At 48.9% G+C, this 18,619-nt stretch carries 10 protein-coding genes; 2 read left to right on the top strand and 8 right to left on the bottom strand.

Annotated features, from left to right (window positions below):
* Positions 1-86: 86 nt before the first annotated feature.
* The 5 genes from KW844_RS29360 to gltB all read right to left on the bottom strand — a co-directional run bounded on the left by KW844_RS29360 (position 87) and on the right by gltB (position 12,462).
* On the bottom strand, positions 87-5,135 hold the full coding sequence (locus KW844_RS29360; protein ID WP_218374877.1) for a translocation/assembly module TamB domain-containing protein: 5,049 nt from the start codon (positions 5,133-5,135) through the stop codon (positions 87-89).
* Between the two features lie 209 nt (positions 5,136-5,344).
* Positions 5,345-5,965 carry a hypothetical protein gene (locus tag KW844_RS01165; protein ID WP_218374876.1) on the bottom strand — a complete coding sequence of 207 codons (621 nt, stop codon included), beginning with the start codon at positions 5,963-5,965 and terminating at the stop codon, positions 5,345-5,347.
* A 48-nt stretch (positions 5,966-6,013) separates the two neighbouring features.
* Entirely contained in the window at positions 6,014-6,151 is a 138-nt protein-coding gene (locus KW844_RS01160) for a hypothetical protein (RefSeq protein WP_218374875.1), read from the bottom strand.
* Between the two features lie 243 nt (positions 6,152-6,394).
* Positions 6,395-7,870 (bottom strand): glutamate synthase subunit beta, encoded by a 1,476-nt coding sequence (locus KW844_RS01155; protein ID WP_218375188.1) that lies wholly within the window; start codon positions 7,868-7,870, stop codon positions 6,395-6,397.
* 62 nt (positions 7,871-7,932) lie between these two features.
* Positions 7,933-12,462, bottom strand: a complete 4,530-nt coding sequence (gltB, locus tag KW844_RS01150) for a glutamate synthase large subunit (protein ID WP_218374874.1) — start codon at positions 12,460-12,462, stop codon at positions 7,933-7,935.
* A 503-nt stretch (positions 12,463-12,965) separates the two neighbouring features.
* Here gltB and KW844_RS01145 point away from each other — a divergent pair.
* The gene (locus KW844_RS01145; RefSeq protein ID WP_218374873.1) at positions 12,966-14,036 is read left to right on the top strand and encodes a hypothetical protein; all 1,071 of its coding nucleotides are present in this window, start codon (positions 12,966-12,968) and stop codon (positions 14,034-14,036) included.
* Positions 14,037-14,059: 23 nt separating this feature from the next.
* On the opposite strand, the gene KW844_RS01140 is transcribed toward KW844_RS01145, so the two are convergent.
* From KW844_RS01140 to KW844_RS01130, 3 genes are all read right to left on the bottom strand, one after another.
* Complete coding sequence (locus KW844_RS01140; RefSeq protein WP_218374872.1) at positions 14,060-15,598, bottom strand: glycoside hydrolase family 10 protein; 1,539 nt, start codon at positions 15,596-15,598, stop codon at positions 14,060-14,062.
* Positions 15,599-15,681: 83 nt separating this feature from the next.
* On the bottom strand, positions 15,682-17,214 hold the full coding sequence (locus KW844_RS01135; protein ID WP_218374871.1) for a mechanosensitive ion channel family protein: 1,533 nt from the start codon (positions 17,212-17,214) through the stop codon (positions 15,682-15,684).
* 145 nt (positions 17,215-17,359) lie between these two features.
* A complete protein-coding gene (locus KW844_RS01130) occupies positions 17,360-17,812 on the bottom strand; it encodes a methylglyoxal synthase (protein ID WP_218374870.1) in 453 nt (150 codons plus the stop codon).
* 174 nt (positions 17,813-17,986) lie between these two features.
* On the opposite strand from KW844_RS01130, the gene KW844_RS01125 reads away from it, so the two are divergent.
* Positions 17,987-18,583 (top strand): NifU family protein, encoded by a 597-nt coding sequence (locus KW844_RS01125; protein WP_073082557.1) that lies wholly within the window; start codon positions 17,987-17,989, stop codon positions 18,581-18,583.
* Positions 18,584-18,619 lie beyond the last annotated feature (36 nt).

Raw genomic sequence — 18,619 nt, 5'->3', positions numbered from 1 at the left:
ATCTGTCGCCCTCAGGCACAGTGCGAGTTGTGCTACAGCCGCTTATTACCAGGATGGCAATAAAACAAATACAGGTGATGATATGACTATTTCTTTTCCGCATTATCTTTTTTCTTGTCGGCACGCAATTTTTTCTTTTCTGTTTTGGATTTGGAACGTTGCAGTATTTCTCTGAATTCATCGTAATCCATTACCAACATAAATGCCACACCTGTTTCCACCAGCTGCCCTTCGATAACGGACTGGCTGTCGTTACGCTGGTATACCCTGATACGGTAGCGACCATCCTTGGATAGTTTGTATTCTACAGATATATCACCAATCAGTGAGCTGGCACTTTGCTGGTTGCCGGTAAGCATAATATTAGAGCCCACAGATACCGTGAGGCGATCATTAAACAGATTTTTAGAGGCACCGATGTTCAGGTTCGTTTGTTCCTGGGCGCTACCTGTGGAGTAATCTTCTTTGCTTTGCAGGTCAAAATTCAGGTCCACACCTTTGATCAGGTTGCCTGCAAAATTATTGAGTTGTTGGGAGAGAATTTTACTCACACTGTTGCGCGCTGCCTGTCCTACGCCACCGCCACTATTGTCCAGTGTATTCATCGGATCATCCGGAATAAAGGTGCCGAGTACCAGTAGGCCCATTACCTGCTTATTCAATTCAGATGGTACCTGGTTAATTTGTTTGATGCGGTTATATACGGAGCCATCGAAGTCGTTCCGCTCTTTCTCCGGCATATCCAGGCGGAAGCTGATATCAGGTTTTTTCAGGTTGCCTTTTATCATCAGGTACACTTCAAACGGAATACGTTGTTTATAGGTATTACGTTTTTGTGCATCCATATTGCCCAGCTGGTCCTGCACGAGATCAATGGCAGGTGCATTCACCGTGTATTTGGCGGTAATGTCCAGGTCGGCGTTCATAGCGTCGCCATTGAAGGTGATCACACTACCTTTCTGAATATCGAAGGAACGTTTAATCAGCTGGTTGAGCGACATCTCATATTTTCCCTCCTCAATTTCATAACGACCGGTGAGGCTCATTTTGCTGCTGGGGTCGAGCGTAGCGTTGATACTGGCAGTACCTTTTGCTTGTACGAAGTCGCCGTTCTGCTCATCTATCACAATTTTTATGGTAGACGCAGGTGTTATTTCTGCTACGCCGCTGAAGTTAATTCCCTTGAGCCTCGGATTTTGGTATTTGATGCTATCCTGGCGGCGCAGTAATGCAGAATCTACCGGGTTGCTCATATCCACAAACTCCACAACTCCTTCCCTGTCGGCCACGCCAGGCTCTTCCTGTGGCAGAATAACGGTAATGCTGGATTTATCGCGGAGTTTAACGGTAGCGTCTATACGTGGCAGATCGAGGTTACCACGAATCTGGATTTTACTGTCGATAAAAGCAGGGCCCCATACCCACTGTTCTTTATTCTGTTGCGGACCAAGGGCCATGAAGTTTTCCGCATTTACATTGAGATTAAAGTTGAATCGGGAGTAATCGCGGGTATTAATTCGGCCGTTCATCACCATCTCATTATTCAGGCTATCTGCAATTACCACGTTATTAAAAGCAATTCCTTTTTCATCGATGAGGATATCTTCGTCTGGCAGGTGGAGGTTAGCGCCGAGGAAGCTCACTACGCCACCGGCATTATTAAAATGCATGTTACCCAGTATTTTGGGAGATGCGGTGGTTCCAGTGATATCAAATTTCCCGGAAATAGCGCCATACATGCTGCTCATGCTACCCATGGTGAATGGCTCCAGCGCTTTCATGTTCAGGTTGCCGATATCGATATGCGCATTGATGGTGCTATCGTAAGTGCCGGTTACGTTCATGTTATTGTCGGCACCGGCGAGGGTAGCATCCAGTTTATATTGATTTGGTGCCGGGTTATTTACCGTAGCATCCAGGGTGCCTAGTGGCGTACTTTTAACTACGAGACTATCGATTTTCAGCTTCGCATCTATGACCGGACTTTTGTCCCAGTTGCGCACATTGGCGTCCGCATTCAGCAGGCCGTTTGCCAGCAGCGTATCCGTTGCCACCAGGGCGGTAAGTGTGGATAACTGGAAGTCCTGTATTTTAAGCTGTAGCGCCGGTGTGGTAGCCGTGTCCTGCCGGGTAAGCAGGTGTATGGACTGATTTCCGTTTGACAGGCGGATATTGGCCGAATCAGGCATACTGTTTTTCAGGCGTACGATATTGTTTTCATCCACTACCCATTCTTGCCTGTTCAGTATGAGTCCTGGTTTCAGCGAAAGCTCCAGCACATTATCAGGCAGGAAGTTCACGAGTCCGCCGAGTTTATATTTAGTTTTATAGGCCCTGTCGCGCAGCACCATATCGAAGTTCACGAGGCCGGTATCCGCGTGGGCAGCAATTTCTGTATGATACAGCGGGAATGTAGGATGGTATAAATGCGCCAGTGAAGCGTTTGCCTGCAAGGCGGTGTCCAGTATGCTGGCCGTTATTAACAGGCTGTCGACCCGGAGGGAATCGTATACAATTTTAGGTGCATCCGCGTGGATTTTCAGCAGACTGCTGTCGCTGTTGAAATGTCCGTGGAGGATCATTGGTTCATCTATACGGAGGCCGGGGGCCAGTGATTCCAGGCTGCGTGGCCAGGTGAGGGAGGCGTACCAGCTCAGCAGCTGGCCAGGAGGCGGTACGATAATTTTCCCTGAATCGGCTGGCTCCAGTGGTTTCGCGATCACGTTCGCAAAAGCGGTTCCTATCTTCCTGTAATCAAATTGCCCCCATGTGTTAATTATTCCAAGTGGCGTACGCAGGTCGATGTATTGCAGGCTATCATAGCGCGCCACAATAGAAACAGTGTCCAGCGGGATCACTTTATCTTCTGTCTGTATCTGCCATTGGGTAAGGAAGGCGCTACCCACAATTTGCTGTGGTGTGATGGTAGGGAAATCGGCCTGAAGTTTACCGATGAGGGTAAGTGGATCGGCATACCAGTTTGTGGTAAACAGATCTGCTTTTACCAGGTCCACATCCGCTTTTATATTGTGGATGGTAGAATCTCCGAGAGCCCCGCTTACCGCAAAGGTGGCGGTAATACTGGTATCCTGGCTTTCGCCGGAGGCGGAAAATTCTCCTTTATCAATGGAGCCTTGTACGTTTACATCGTGGTACGTGTAGCCGTTATAGGTAGCATCGTATAGTGTGGCGTCCGCATTGGCTACCATACCGGTGATCGTATAGCCCTGACCGGTAGCGGAGAGTTTACCGTTGATCCACCCGTAGGTGGTATCCAACAGCAGTTTACCGGGATGTACATGCAGGTAGGGTACATTAATGGTGTAGCTGCTGCGTACACTATCCATGATATTCACCAGCCGTGCTTTCACTTCTGCATTGGCGTAGTCGCTTTTCAGTTTCAGGTTGGTGTTCATGTTTTGCATGCCACCCAGGAAAGAGCCGGTAATGAGCATATTTTCAGGCAGGCGTGGCGTATCCGGCAAGGTGCCCGGAGGCAGCCAGGAGCGCAGCGGTTTATTTCCGGATTGAATGTAGAGGCTGGGCAGGTTGGCACTGAGTTTATCCACATCTGTGGCGTGACTCACCTGACCGTTTTCCAGTTTAATGATGTTGCCACCATGGTCGTTGGCATAAAAGCTTTTTATGTTCAGCTGCCCGAGGGTACCTTTTAGTATAGCCGATAACGTTAGGTCTTTATTCCACAGTGGGGCAAAGTTTTTGTTTTTCCTTGCGTCGGGTACAAATCCGAGCCATTCGCCCAGTGCTACACGAACGGAATCGAGTTCAGCGTCGATACCGATCTTGTCTATGTCTTTGGATACATCGGACCAGGAAGGAACGGTAACGGCTATACGTTTACGCAGTACGCTTTTATTGGTTTGCACCAGGAAGTTTTTCAGCACCAGGCTTTGTGGGGTGAATAAAACATCCATGTTGGCCTTCTTAATTGTGAAGCCGGACCAGTCGCGGGCGGTGAGTGATTTTAGGACGGCGCTGATGCTGTCGGGCTGATATCTCACGTTAGCAACCCTGGTAGATACATTGGTGAGCAGCATATGGTTATAATCCGGGTCCGGGCCAGCCGCTTTTGGTGGCGGGGCTCCGTTATCGTATCTGACAGCGAGTTTTTCCAGGTTGATGGTGGTAGCTACCAGCTTCCACGGGCTGCTGGAGGTATCTACGGGGGCGGGTGTGGTATCTTTGCCAGGCATCAGTAATACCATGCCGGAGGTGCCTCCTATTTTCAGCTCTCCTACCTGAATGCGGGTGCTGTCCTGGTCCAAGCTGGAGTTGGACAGCAGGAGGTGGCCTACTTTCCAGGCGGTGTTAATGCCGATGCCATCGCTGCTGAATTGGAAGGAGCTGTTGGTAATGCTTAGTTTTTTAAGCAGCAGGTGCATGGAGGCGGTACTGGTATCTGCCGGCTGTGGCGGTGGTGCAGCGGCCGCTACTTTAGCGGGAATGTAATATTGGCGGAAATAACCTTTGAGGCCATCTACTTTAATATTTCTGAAAGAATACAGGCCATCGTCGAGGAGGAGGTCGTCCGGGTCGAGGTGTATTTCTTCCCAAACGAGCACCGCGTCCATTCCACCGGGAGTATCATCAAAACGCACGGTGAAGTTGGTCAGGGAAATATCTTTCAGGAGGAACTGCAACGTTGTACCGCTGGAGTTATCCAGTGTGTCGGGTGTTTGTTTGGGAGATACAAATGCGTCTATGGCAAACTGGAAGTTAAAGGTAGAATCGTTTACATGGTAAGCATTTACCAGTACGGAGTCCCATTGGAGCTTATCGATCTTTACCTCGTTATTCAGCAGGGAAAGCAGGTTGTAGTGTACTTTCAGGGAGCGGGAATAGAAGAGCGCCTTATTGGTGGTATCTGCCACAAATACGTCTCTGAGTTCCAGGTACTGCCATCCTCTGGCTCTGAGGTAGCCAATTTTAACGCGGGTATTTAATTTTTTCTGGAGATAGGATTCCCCTTGCTGACGGAGATAATTCTGTACCCCGTCGATCTGAAGCAAAAGCAGCACCATAACGGGCAGTAAGAGCACCGCTACAATTATCCATAATATCCATTTCCACCAGGGGCGGCTGTGATGTTCTCCGGTTTCTGCAGGTTCTGTCACGTGATTTTTTCGGGTATGTTAATTACAGAATTAAAACGCACAAAGGCGTTTATAGTTTACTCCAAAACAGGATTGTGTCATGCAAAGTCAGGGCCACCTAAAGGCCCATACAAATTTCATACCTGGGGCACAGGGTTATGACGCTAGCTGCAAGAATACGTTAAATACGGTAACGGGCATACTTTTTTTCTGTAATTATGGCCAGGAGTCTATATAACGGGGTGGTTCCGCTGGTTGAACCGGCGCACATAATAGAGTAGTTTATCCTTCTTTTCTTTATCTGTCCGGAATTCCTGTAGTAGTTCGGGGTCCTGCGGAAGTATATATTTTTTGAGGTTATAGGCGGATAATTCGAGGATTTCGCCGGTGGTAATGTTGATCACTTTGTAGAGCTGCACGGACACGTTCATGGGGCCGGTGGTCATGGCCGTGGGATTGTAGCTACGGGCGGCGGGCTGCATACGTTGCTGGTAGTAGATGCAGTAGTAACCGGTTTCGATGATTTTATTAAGGCCATTATCGTGCACGTAGAGGTTTTGGCCATCGCAGTAGCCCCAGTAATCTTTGACCTTGCGCTCCCCTGCTCCATCACGGATGACGAGCTGGTTTTTATCCGCCAGCAGGTACATTTGTGCGGCGCTGCTGCGGTCTTTGATCACGAGGTTGCCGTTTTCGGAGGGAGCGTTAGTCTGAAATTCCCGGAAGGAATGGTAAAGCCCCTGTTGATAAGTATTGGCATAAATAATCAGGGGAGATGGCGTTTGTTGCTGCGCTATGGTTACACAGCAGTTCATCATCATACACCAGATACACAGCAGTTTTTTCATCATATGTTTACGTCTTGAGCCGGAAGCATTCCGGCTCTACAGCTGCAGGCATTACCGTTTCACCGTTGCAAGCATGGCGGTTTTACGGCTGTAAGCATTGCCGTTTTGCGGCTGCAGGCATAGCTGCATTACCACTCCCGGTATGGCGATATTACCGCTGTAAGCATGGCGTTTCGCAGCTGCGGTCATTGCAGTTTAATAAATCGACGTAAAGGTATTTTTTCTGTGTGCCGGCGAAACGGGAAATAGCTGAATAGCCTTATTGTTTCTGCTAAGGCAGCTATTACATCTCCCGATATAAAAATAAAAGGCCGGGTAAAAACCCGGCCCGACTGAAGGTTACAACAAAATCTAAACCTGCTTATGAGAAAAGTTAAACAGCCGAAGCTGTAATATGATTCGGACAGGTTGATTATCAACGATAATCGCCTGTTACAAAGCCATGGCTTGTAACGAATGGTCTTTACTTTCCAGCTGGGAGGCTCCCATCAGGAACTCATCTACTTTTCTCGCACACTCGCGACCTTCGCTAATGGCCCATACCACCAGTGACTGACCACGGCGCATATCGCCGGCGGTGAACACCTTAGGGATGGATGTCAGGTATTGCTTTTCAGAGGCTCTGACATTACCTCTTTCGTCTCTTTCAACTTCTAGTTGCTCCAGCATGCCCACGTGTTGTGGGTGAACGAAGCCCATTGCCAGGAAAGCGAGTTCGCAGGGAACATCTCTTTCGGAGCCTGGTACTTCGGTGAATTTAGCCGGGCGACCATCCGGGCTGAGGGACCATTGCAGGTCTACCAGGCGGAGGGCTTTCAGGTGGCCGTTTTCATCACCGATGAACTCTTTGGTAGCGATGGCCCAGTGTCTGTCAGCACCTTCTTCATGGGAAGTCGATGTTTTCAGCACCATTGGATAAGTAGGCCAAGGCATATAATCTGTGCGTTCGCCCGGAGGCTTAGGCAATAATTCCAGCTGAGTGATGCTGATAGCGCCGTGACGGTTGCTGGTTCCCACACAATCGGAACCGGTATCACCACCACCGATTACTACAACATTTTTGCCAGTAGCTAATATATCGGCGCCTTCAACGCTGAGCTCAGCCACACGCTTGTTTTGCTGCTTCAGGAAGTCCATTGCATAATGTACTCCTTTCAGTTCGCGGCCAGGAATGTTGAGGTCGCGTGGAATTGTTGACCCACCGGCCAGGACCACTGCGTTGAATTCTCTCAACAGATCGTTGGCATTAACGGTAACGCCTATATTAGTATTACACTGGAAGGTGATGCCTTCCTCTTCCATCACTTTGATACGGCGGTCGATCACCCATTTTTCCAGTTTAAAGTCCGGAATACCGTAGCGGAGGAGGCCTCCTGGTTTATCGTCGCGTTCAAACACGGTTACCTGGTGACCGGCGTAGTTCAGCTGTGCTGCGGCTGCAAGGCCTGCGGGGCCGGAGCCTACTACGGCTACTTTTTTACCGGTGCGCACTCTTGGGGCTTTGGCTTGCACCAGGCCTTTTTCGAATGCGATTTCGATAATATTTTTTTCTATCTCTTCAATAGCTACCGGTGGCTGATTGATACCCAGTACGCAGGCGCTTTCGCAAGGTGCAGGGCAGATACGGCCGGTGAATTCCGGAAAGTTATTGGTAGATGTCAGTACTTCGTATGCTTCCTGCCAGTCCTGGCGGTATACAGCATCGTTAAACTCTGGAATCACGTTACCCAGCGGGCATCCGCTGTGGCAGAAAGGCACGCCGCAGTTCATGCAGCGGGCTGCCTGCTGATTCAGTTTCTGTTCAGCAAAACGCTCCACAAACTCGTTGTAGTGTTTTATTCTTTCCCGCGGATCTGATTTCCCGGGCAGCTCGCGTGTAAATTCCAGGAATCCTGTAGGTTTACCCATAATAGCCTCCACAAAGTCCCTTTAACAGCAAGGGATATTTTGATGATGAATGTTAATTGTTACTAGTGGCCTACTTTCTGACCTAATGCTTTGCCTGCTTTCAGTGCTGCCTTGTATTCTTTAGGGAACACTTTTACGAAGTGGCGCAGTTGGTTATCCCAGTCTTTCAGGATAAACTTGGCAACGGTGCTGTTCGTATAGGCGTGATGTTTAGTAATCAGGTCCTGCAGTGCTGCTACATCTTCCTGATCCAGTGGATCGAGGTCGATCATATCGCGGTTGCAGTGGTTGGCGAAGTTGCCTTTCACATCGTATACGAAGGCAATACCGCCTGACATACCTGCACCAAAGTTGCGGCCGGTTTCGCCGAGGATAACTGCGCGGCCACCGGTCATGTATTCGCAGCCGTGGTCGCCCACGCCTTCGGTTACAACGGTAGCACCGGAGTTACGTACGCAGAAGCGTTCGCCTGCTTTACCACGGATGTAGGCTTCCCCGGAGGTAGCGCCGTAGAAGCACACGTTACCGGCGATGATGTTGTCTTCCGCCTTGAAGCCTGCTTCTCCGCTTGGATAAAGGATCAGTTTGGCGCCAGACAAGCCTTTTCCGAAGTAGTCATTGGCTTCACCTTCCAGCTCCAGCGTCAGACCTTTGGTGGTGAATGCACCAAAGCTCTGACCAGCGGAACCTGTAAATTTGAAGTGAAGGGTATCTTCCGGAAGACCTTCGCTTTTGTAGCGTTTAGTGATTTCGTTTGATAAAATGGTACCGATAGTACGGTCAGTATTTCTAACATTGAACTGGTGGTAAACGCGGGCTTTCTTTTCCAGTGCAGGCTGTGCTACTTTGAGCAGCTGCCAGTCGAGCACTTCGCGTAAACCGTGATCCTGTTCTTCCTGTTTGTACAGCCCTGTTTCGGCAGCAGCTGGTTCTTTGTACAGGATTGGGCTCAGGTCCAGTTTCTGTGTTTTCCAGTTGTTGATGTCTTCGCGCATCTGCAGGCTGTCTACTTGTCCTACCATTTCATTAACGGTACGGTATCCGAGGTCGGCCATGATTTCGCGGAGTTCTTCCACGAGGTAGTTGAACAGGTTTACCACGTGCTGCGGATCGCCGGTGAAGCGTTTGCGCAGCTCAGGATCTTGTGTGGCAACTCCCACCGGGCAGGTGTTTACATGGCATTTACGCATCATGATACAGCCTTCTACCACCAGTGCGGCGGTAGCTACACCCCATTCTTCTGCACCCAGCAGGGTAGCGATAGCGATGTCGCGGCCGGTTTTCAGCTGACCATCGGTTTGCAGCACCACGCGGCTGCGGAGTTTATTTTTTACGAGGGTTTGGTGAGATTCAGCCAGACCGAGTTCCCAAGGCAGCCCTGCATGTTTGATAGAGCTGATTGGTGATGCACCGGTACCGCCGTCGAAGCCGGATACCAGTACTACATCGGCGTGTGCTTTGGCCACACCGGCAGCGATGGTACCAACGCCTGCTTTGGATACCAGCTTCACACTGATACGGGCGGCGCGGTTGGCATTTTTCAGGTCAAAGATGAGCTGAGCCAGATCCTCAATAGAGTAAATATCGTGGTGTGGAGGTGGAGAGATCAGACCTACACCTGGGGTGGAGTGTCTTACTTTCGCGATCCAGTCGTCTACCTTATGACCAGGCAGCTGACCACCTTCCCCAGGTTTAGCGCCCTGTGCCATCTTGATCTGCAGTTCATCTGCATTGGTCAGATAGTAGCTGGTTACGCCAAAGCGGGCACTTGCCACCTGCTTGATAGCAGAGCGCATAGAGTCACCGTTAGGCAGTTGCTCGTAACGGATTTCATCTTCTCCCCCTTCACCGGTGTTGCTTTTACCGCCAATGCGGTTCATAGCGATAGCGAGTGTGGAGTGCGCTTCGTGGGAAATAGATCCAAAGCTCATAGCACCGGTAGCGAAACGTTTCATGATGCTGGACGCAGGTTCTACTTCATCAATGGAAATAGAAGGGCGTGTACGCTTGAACGTGAACATGCTACGGAGGGTAGCTGCTTTTTCGCTCTGGTCGTTTACGGCTTTGGAATATTTTTTAAACGTGCTGTAATCGCCCATACGGGTAGCCAATTGCAGCAGGTGAATGGTATTTGGATTGAAGAGGTGGAACTCTCCTTTGCGTTTCCACTGGTATACACCACCTTCAGTGAGGCGCTGTACCGGTGTTTCTTTGCGGCCATAGCCCATCCAGTGTTTTGCCAGTGTTTCACGGGCAATATCATCTGTAGTGAGGCCCTGGATGCGGGAAACGGCGCCGGTGAAGTATTTATCCACCACGTTCTGGCTGATACCGAGGATTTCGAATATCTGCGCACCCTGGTAAGATTGCAGGGTAGAGATACCCATTTTAGAGAATACTTTCAGCAAGCCATCGCAAACAGCTTTGATGTAGTTTTTCTTCAGTTTATCTGTATCCTGGTCGGTGTCCAGTTTACCGTTGATTTTCAGGTCACGGATGGTGCTCAGTGCCAGGTATGGGTTGATGGCGGTAGCGCCAAAGCCCAGCAGGCAGGCAAAGTGATGCACTTCCCACACGTCACCGGCTTCTACGATCAGTCCTACCTGGCCACGGTAACCCTTGCGGATCAGGTGGTGGTGTACTGCGGAGGCGGCCATCAGTGAAGGGATAGCGGCGTGCTCGGAGTCGATGGCACGGTCAGAGAGGATGATTACCTCGAAACCGTCTTCCACGGCGTCTACCGCGTAGCGGCAAAGGCGTGCAAGTCCTTTCTCCATGGAGCCTGGCTTACCATCTGCTTTGAAGTAGGTTTGCAGGGTTTTAGCCTGGAACAAACCGGTATCAATGCTGCGGATTTTTTCCAGCTCAAAGTTGTTGAGGATAGGATGACGCAGTGCCAGACCGTGGCAGTGCAGCGGATCTTCGTCGAGCAGGTTACCGTTGTTGCCCACGAAAGTGGCGAGCGACATTACCAGTCTTTCCCTGATAGGATCGATTGGCGGGTTGGTTACCTGTGCGAACAGCTGTTTGAAATAGCTGCTGAGGTGCTGCGGCTGATTGCTGAGTACGGCCAGTGGTGCATCTGTACCCATGGAGCCTACCGGCTCTTTACCATCGATGGCCATAGGCGCGATGATGGTGTTCATGTCTTCGGTGGAGTAACCGAAAGCACGCTGGTATTTAAAGATCTGCTCATGTTCCAGGTGAGAGAAAGTTACACGTGGTTCAGGCAGTTCTTCGAGGCGGATTTTATATTTATTCAGCCATTCGCCGTAAGGTTGCTGAGAGCAGATTTGCTGTTTCAGTTCCTCATCGCCGATGATGCGGCCCTGGTCCATGTCCACGATGAACATTTTACCAGGCTGCAGGCGGCCTTTTTCTTTAATGTTTTTTGGATCAATAGGCAGTACCCCTGCTTCAGAAGCCATGATCACGCGGTCGTCTTTGGTAACCACGAAGCGGCTTGGGCGCAGACCGTTACGGTCGAGGGTAGCACCGATGATTTTACCATCTGTGAAGGAGATAGACGCAGGACCGTCCCATGGTTCCATCAGAGAGGCGTGATATTCATAGAATGCTTTCTTCAGCGGGTCCATGTCTTCGTTGCCGTCCCATGCTTCCGGAACGAGCATCATCATTACATGCGGCAGGGAGCGACCGGAAAGTGTCAGCAGCTCTATCACGTTATCCAGGCTGGCGGAGTCGGACTGGCCGTCTTCCACGATAGGCAGGAGCATTTCCAGTTCTTCTTTGGAGAAGTATTTGGAAACGAAATCTCTTTCGCCGGCGCGGAGCCAGTTGAGGTTACCTTTCAGGGTATTGATTTCACCGTTGTGGGCAATATATCTGAAAGGATGCGCGAGGCTCCAGCTTGGGAATGTATTGGTTGCAAAACGGGAGTGGATCAGCGCGAACGCGGATACCATTTTCTCATCAGACAGGTCAGGGTAGTAATGACGTACCTGGTAGGTAGTCAGCTGGCCTTTATATACAATGGTCTGATAAGAAAGGGAAGCGATATAAAATAAAGCCTTTTCCTTAGGGATGGAATTGCGAACAGTTTTAGAGATGTAGTTGCGCAATACAAACAGCTTACGTTCAAAAGCGGTGGCATCACTAATATGATAAGGGCAGGCGATAAATACCTGCTCAACTTCAGGTTCTACAGAAAGGGCGGTTTCACCGATACCATCGGGACGCACAGGCACCTTGCGGTAGCCAAGAATTTCCAGGCCCAGCTTTTCAGCAGCGCGTTGGAGGATTTCACGGCACTCTTCGCGCCAACGTGGTTCCTTAGGGAAGAAAACCATCCCTACACCGTATTTTCCGAATTCTGGTAAGCGGATACCCAGTTTCAAACACTCATCATAAAAAAACTCATGTGGCATCTGAAGCAGAATCCCTGCACCATCTCCAGTGTTTTGCTCACAGCCGCAGGCACCGCGGTGCTCCATGTTTTCAAGCATGGTCAGCGCATCACTGATGATCTGGTGGGATTTACGCCCTTTAATATGAGCGGTAAAACCTGTTCCGCAGGCATCATGTTCGAATTCAGGACGGTATAAACCTTGCGTTTGCTTCACTTCATCCATTGATTTGATATATTTAATTCTTAGGCACACTTCCCCCATTGACTTGCGCCGTGGGTGATGGTGTACGATATTTTTCGGGAACGGTTTAAAGATACTAAAGGAATGCGACTTTTTTTATACAAACATTTGTTATAGGGCTAAAATTTAGAAAAATTGAAAATAAAACCCGATGTGGTTTGAATTTTTTGAAAAAATGGAGTTGCGCAAAGCCCCCTGGAGCCAGCTGAAGCAGGGGTAAAGCTAAAATCTGAATATTTTTTTAGCAACCAAATGCTAATAATCGACCAGAAATGAGCAAAATATCATACAGTGGCGGGTTTGAGAAATACAAACTTATCTAGTAGTATGTGTGAAAATAATAATAGGTAGATAATAATATATGTATGTGCCGTAGGTATCACGCTCGTTGTGCCGTTTTCCGGAAGTAGCATAACAACATTCATTTCTCTTGATATCTTTGTAACGAAACGCCAACATCTCCCTATATCTATAATAATATAACTATGCCTGTTAAAATGAAATTAGTGGCCTTGCCTGCCCTGCTACTTTTTGCAGTCGCCACCTTTGCGCAGGACACCATGTATTCCGATACAGTAAGCGTATCTAAAAAAACAATCAAGCTCAGCGACAGTAAAAGAACGCTCAATGCAGTGTCTTCAAAAGGTATTAGCAGTATACAGGTCGTGCAATTCCTCTGGGACAGCTCACACATTGGCTATGCGCAGAAAGGAATCGGTAACAGCGTGGTAGTGGCGGAACCGGATCAGCCAGTTACGGCTTACCTGCAAAACCATATCAACAGCGCTTATAGCCATATATTCGAGCCAAATGGTGTACGCGTGTTAATGGTGGTAGAAGCACTGCGGATCGCTGAAAAAACAGGTATGTCGAGCGAGAAAGCGTACATCCGCTTTAAAGGAACCACCTATGGCACACTTGATGGCAGTAAATACCTGGAACTGGCCACCGCAGATATTGTAAGAAACAATGGCGGCCTGGACGTTACCCATAAACACAAAACCAATATCGCCAAAGCTATAGAGGAACTGATGGAAAGCACCCTGGCAAACGTTGATGATGCAATAGCCCAAAATACAGCTGCATTCACAATAGAAGGAATCTTTAACAGCTATACGGCCAAAAGAAACATCCCGGCACTGAAAGATTCCCTGCAAGATGGAGTTTATATGACCTTTTCGGAATTCAAAGCCAATAAACCTAGCATAGCTGAATTTGATGTGACCGAAAAGAAAAGAAAAATATTGGTAGTGGGGAAAGGTGGAAATACGATCAACTGCTGGGGCTTCGTGAAAAATGGAGCCATAGCCAGGCACATCGGCTATACCGTGGTGCCAATATCGCGCTACCAGGATGGTTATATCGTAACCAAATACCTCTCCAACGCGCGAGGCAGAAATGCGGCCGTTCTATGGTCTTCCATCGGCGGAGGTATCATTGCAGGCAGTATCGTAAACAGTACCGTGAATCTCGTTCCTGCGGATGCATTTCGCTCGTTATCACCTGCGCCCGCCGGCACTGCCATAGACATGGAAACCGGTGCATTCATTTTCTAAATGCACCGGCAAAATCGTTGTGGTTAAGGCTCGAACTCAAACATCGTTTTGACGCCGGGCCTTACCCTTAGCGGTTCGCTGGCCAGGCTCTCGTTTTGCAGCCGATCCAGCGCAGTTACTACATACGTATAACCTCTCCCCTTCACATACGACAAGTCCCTGAACTCAGGATCCGGCGCCTGCTGTACAATCGCGATGATTTTCGTAGGGTCGGTGAGGTTAATTACCTCGTTTTCTGCAAACCGGTATAGTACATATTGTTTCGTATGGGCCAGTGTATCATTATCGGACCAGTGAATTTCCAATCCCCAGCTGCGCTCAAAGGCATCCACGAAATAAGGGGCCTCTGGTGCTGTATTCGGCAGCCACGGCATGGTAGGAATCAATGCCGGATACCTGTACAGGTGATTGCGCAGCGTATCCTCAATGCCCAGCGGGTTACCGGCAAATGATTTGGCACTGTAAAAGAAACTTCCCTGCACGGTGTTGAGTGTCCGTGCTTCTTCTATCTGCAAAGGAATTTCATTCGGATTGCGCCAGATGCTGTTGCTGTTAATTTTATACACGCCATGGCCGATATACACATGCTTATCATATCCATGCTGGCTCCACCAGTTGAGCAGAATTTCATAGGCAACCAGGCGGTGCCCTCTTTCCCAGTATAGCTGTGGTGTTACATAATCTATCCAGCCTTTCTTCAGCCACTTCACCACGTCGGCATAGAGATCGTCATAGTTGGACATACCCCCACGGGTATACGAACCTTCCGGATCGCGGTCGCGGTTGCGCCAAACGCCAAACGGACTGATACCAAATTTTACATAGGGTTTTTCTTCCTTGATCGCCTTGCTCAGCATTTCGATGATGAGGTCCACATTGTGGCGGCGCCAGTCGTCCCTGTTCATATTGCCACCATAGGTGCGATAGGAGTTGTTATCCGGAAACTCTTTACCAGGCGCACGATACGGATAAAAATAATCATCAAAGTGGATGGCGTCCACATCATAGCGTTTTACCACATCACGGATGATATTGGTAACATATTCCCGTACTTCAGGCAGTGCAGGATCAAAATATTTTTTACCATCGTAGTTGAGGAACCATTGCGGATTACGGCGGGTGATATGTTCAGCGCTCACGCTGCTGCGACTAACGTTGAAGACTGCACGATAAGGGTTAAACCAGGCATGGAATTCCATGCCGCGTTTGTGCGTTTCCTCAATCATAAAAGCGAGCGGATCGTAATATGGATAAGGCGGCCGGCCCTGGGTGCCGGTGAGGTATTCAGACCAGGGTTCGTAAGGCGACATATAAAACGCATCTGCTACCGGGCGAACCTGTACCACCACTGCGTTCAAGCCATTTCTGCGGGCCTGTTCCAACAGGTTAATGAATTCCTGCTTTTGTTGATCAGAGCTGAGCCCACGCCGGGATGGCCAGTCGATATTTTCTACCGTGGCTATCCACACCGCCCTCATTTCCCTTTTGGGTGGCAATTGTGCCCATACCTGCTGCATCAGGCCTATCCATAAGATTGCGCCAGCTATTAATTGCTTCAACATCTTCGTCTGTTAAATCCGTGAAATGCGAAAATAGGAAAACGTATGCGGAGAGTGTTTAATTATTTGATTAGCAGTTTTTTTGCTTAATCTTTCCCGGTAATGTTCACATTAAAAGGTGGGGCCTGATAGTCCTTCGGCAGCTGGTCCGCACTCACGGTGGAGTGGTTGCCATCGCGGTGTGCGTAATAGTTTGGTGACATGATCTCTACCCCTGCTTCATTAAACGCAATGTGTATCTGCCGGTGTAGTTCAGAGTAAATCACCGCCATTTTCCCAGGCTGGTCGGTGTATACGTTGATTTCATAGGCAACGGCAAAATCGTTTAAAGCAGTCTGGAGTACAAACGGTGCCTTGTCTTTTATTACACCGTCCGTAACCATGGCGGCTTTTATCAGCAGTTCATGCACGATGTTCCAGGGTACCTCATAGCCAATGGTAACGGTGGTATGGAGAATCAGGCCCAGGTCCTGCGAGGAAGTAGAGTAATTGATGGTATGCCCGTTTAGAATACTGGCATTGGGTACGGTAATCTCTTCATTTTTGATGGTCCGTAAACGCGTTACCAGCAGGCTTTTTTCGATGACGTCCCCGGTGATTTCTCCCAGCCTGATACGGTCGCCGATCCGGAATGGCCGCATGTAGGTAATTACGAAACCCGCAATGATATTGGAAATAGCTGAAGAAGATCCCAGTGAAAACAGGATGCCCAGGAATACGGATACCCCCTGAAACACTTTGGAGTCCGAGCCCGGCAGGTATGGGAAAATGATCACGAACATGAATGCATACAGGAGGAACTTGATGCCACTGGCCGTGGGCCTTGCCCAGTCCGCATAAAAGCCTTTGATCACCAGGTTGCCGTTAGCCACTTCTTTTGACAGGAATCCCACCAGTCGCACCAGTCCCCGGGTGATCAGGTATATCACCAGTATAGTTAATAATTTGGGAAGATAGGCAAGTGTTTGTGTCAGTATGGCTTTTAGCGGGTCGAGTGTCCAGTGCAGGAGTGTATCTGCCAGCCCTTCTGTCCAGGGGAAAATGCTGAATATGATGGGAAGGGTGAGGTATAATATAAGGAGAATAACGGCTATGCGGATGATACGCAGTATCGTAAAGGCAAATGCCAGTTGCCGGGAAGGGTTCATGAGGGCGTACCCGCTGACGTGCAGGCCTTTGAACAAACTTTCCTTCCGTTTCACCAGCCGCAGCTTTATCTTCCGGAAAATGAAATTGATAAGGATCACGATGCCTGTAAAGGCGATGAGTACCGCTGCCAGCCATAAAAAGCGGTGTAGTAGTGCTTTCCAGCCAAACTCCTGCTGGTAGTTGCTAACGGCGCTGCCTATACGGGCGGTGTTATACCTGGCGATGGAGTCTTTGCTGAGATGCAGTACTGCAGAGTCTTTGGCTGTTACCGAGAACAGAATTACGTCTCCATAACTCACATCCAGGTTGGCTTCATTGGGAGATATAAACAGGGAATCGGGGCTGAACAGCGGATTTTCCGCCAGCCGCTTTATTTTCCGCTCAATCTGAGCGACGCGTTCGGCGGGCACAAGGGGCCCGATCTGATTATAGATGAAAAACAGGGTGTCGCCAAAGGGTTTGACCGGCACACCCGATTTCAAATGAACTGTGGAGTCTGACTGTGCGAAGCTATTGAGTAGCAGACAGCAACAAATAATGGAGCATAACAATCGCATTCCGAACCTTTCTATTAAAATACGGAAAATAATTGATGTTAGCTGCCATTGGCTGCTGTTATACCTTTCTGGCGAGATATTGCTTATAATCCGGCAGGATTACTTCGTAGTCCTGGTGCATCAGCGGCGACGTAAGCAGGAAGTCAGCGGTAGAACGATTGTTTGCAATCGGGATATTCCACACCACGCCCAGGCGTAGCAGGGCCTTAATATCCGGGTCATGTGGGAGTGCTTCCATCGGGTCCCAGAAGAAAATGATCACATCCAGTGCGCCTTCGGCCACCAGTGCGCCAATTTGCTGGTCGCCCCCGAGCGGACCGCTCAGCAGTTTACGAACAGAAACGTCCAGCGCCTCCTCTATCAGCTTGCCGGTGGTTCCGGTAGCATACAGCTCATGGCGACTGAGCACAGTTTTGTTGTAGGTAGCCCACTCAATCAGCTCTGCTTTTTTGTGGTCGTGTGCGATTAACGCGATGCGTTTGCGTGCTTTAAGCGTTTTAACTGTTTGCATATGTACCACAAAAGTAATATAGGATGTGGAATAAATAAATCACGATTATTTTTAATATTAATAGAGAAATCATTTTTCCCTATAATGATATTGTAAAATTCGATCCCTAAACAGGAATTCCATCGGGGAAAACTCCCCTAAAAAGGTTACCTTTGTTGCGTAAAATTGGATACAATGATTAAAACAGGAAATCCCATTATCAGCATATACACAGAAATGACGCCTAACCCGGAAACAATGAAGTTTGTGGCAAACAAACTGTTGTATCCAGGCAAAAGCATTGATTTTCCGGATGAAGCCAGTGCCAAACCATCCCCGCTTGCAGTGGAGCTGTTCAGCTTCCCTTTCATCAGAGGTGTGTTTATCATGGCTAACTTTATCACTTTAACAAAAACTCCGGAAACGGATTGGAACGATATTATCCCTACAGTAAAAGCTTTCCTGAAAGAATACCTGGAGGATAACCGTCCTGTTGTGAATGAGGATGAAGTGGTGGTGACCAAAACTTCCGCCACCAATACGGTAAGTGCAGATGACAGCGATGTGGTAAAACGTATTAAGGAATTACTTGAAAACTATGTGAAACCAGCAGTAGAAATGGATGGCGGCGCTATCCAGTTTAAAGACTACAGCGAAGGTACGGTTACACTGATGTTACAAGGTTCCTGCTCAGGCTGCCCTTCTTCCATGATTACGCTCAAAGCCGGCATCGAAGGCATGATGAAGCGTATGATTCCGGAAGTGAAGGAAGTAGTGGCAGAAGCAGAATAAGCCATAGTTGAGTGAATGATAGTGTTAAATGAAAGC

The organism is Chitinophaga sp. sic0106, assembly GCF_019219075.1.
Classification (GTDB): domain Bacteria; phylum Bacteroidota; class Bacteroidia; order Chitinophagales; family Chitinophagaceae; genus Chitinophaga.
Note: the sequence above shows the minus strand (reverse complement) of the source record. Positions and strands in the feature narration are given on the sequence as shown.

Excerpts from the sequence above, each read along its gene's own strand:
- KW844_RS01130 (WP_218374870.1), bottom strand. The coding sequence starts at position 17,812 with ATGCAAACAGTTAAAACGCTTAAAGCACGCAAACGCATCGCGTTAATC.
- KW844_RS01140 (WP_218374872.1), bottom strand. The coding sequence starts at position 15,598 with ATGTTGAAGCAATTAATAGCTGGCGCAATCTTATGGATAGGCCTGATG.
- KW844_RS01165 (WP_218374876.1), bottom strand. The coding sequence starts at position 5,965 with ATGATGAAAAAACTGCTGTGTATCTGGTGTATGATGATGAACTGCTGT.
- gltB (WP_218374874.1), bottom strand. The coding sequence starts at position 12,462 with ATGGATGAAGTGAAGCAAACGCAAGGTTTATACCGTCCTGAATTCGAA.
- KW844_RS01155 (WP_218375188.1), bottom strand. The coding sequence starts at position 7,870 with ATGGGTAAACCTACAGGATTCCTGGAATTTACACGCGAGCTGCCCGGG.
- KW844_RS01125 (WP_073082557.1), top strand. The coding sequence starts at position 17,987 with ATGATTAAAACAGGAAATCCCATTATCAGCATATACACAGAAATGACG.
- KW844_RS01160 (WP_218374875.1), bottom strand. The coding sequence starts at position 6,151 with ATGACCGCAGCTGCGAAACGCCATGCTTACAGCGGTAATATCGCCATA.
- KW844_RS01145 (WP_218374873.1), top strand. The coding sequence starts at position 12,966 with ATGCCTGTTAAAATGAAATTAGTGGCCTTGCCTGCCCTGCTACTTTTT.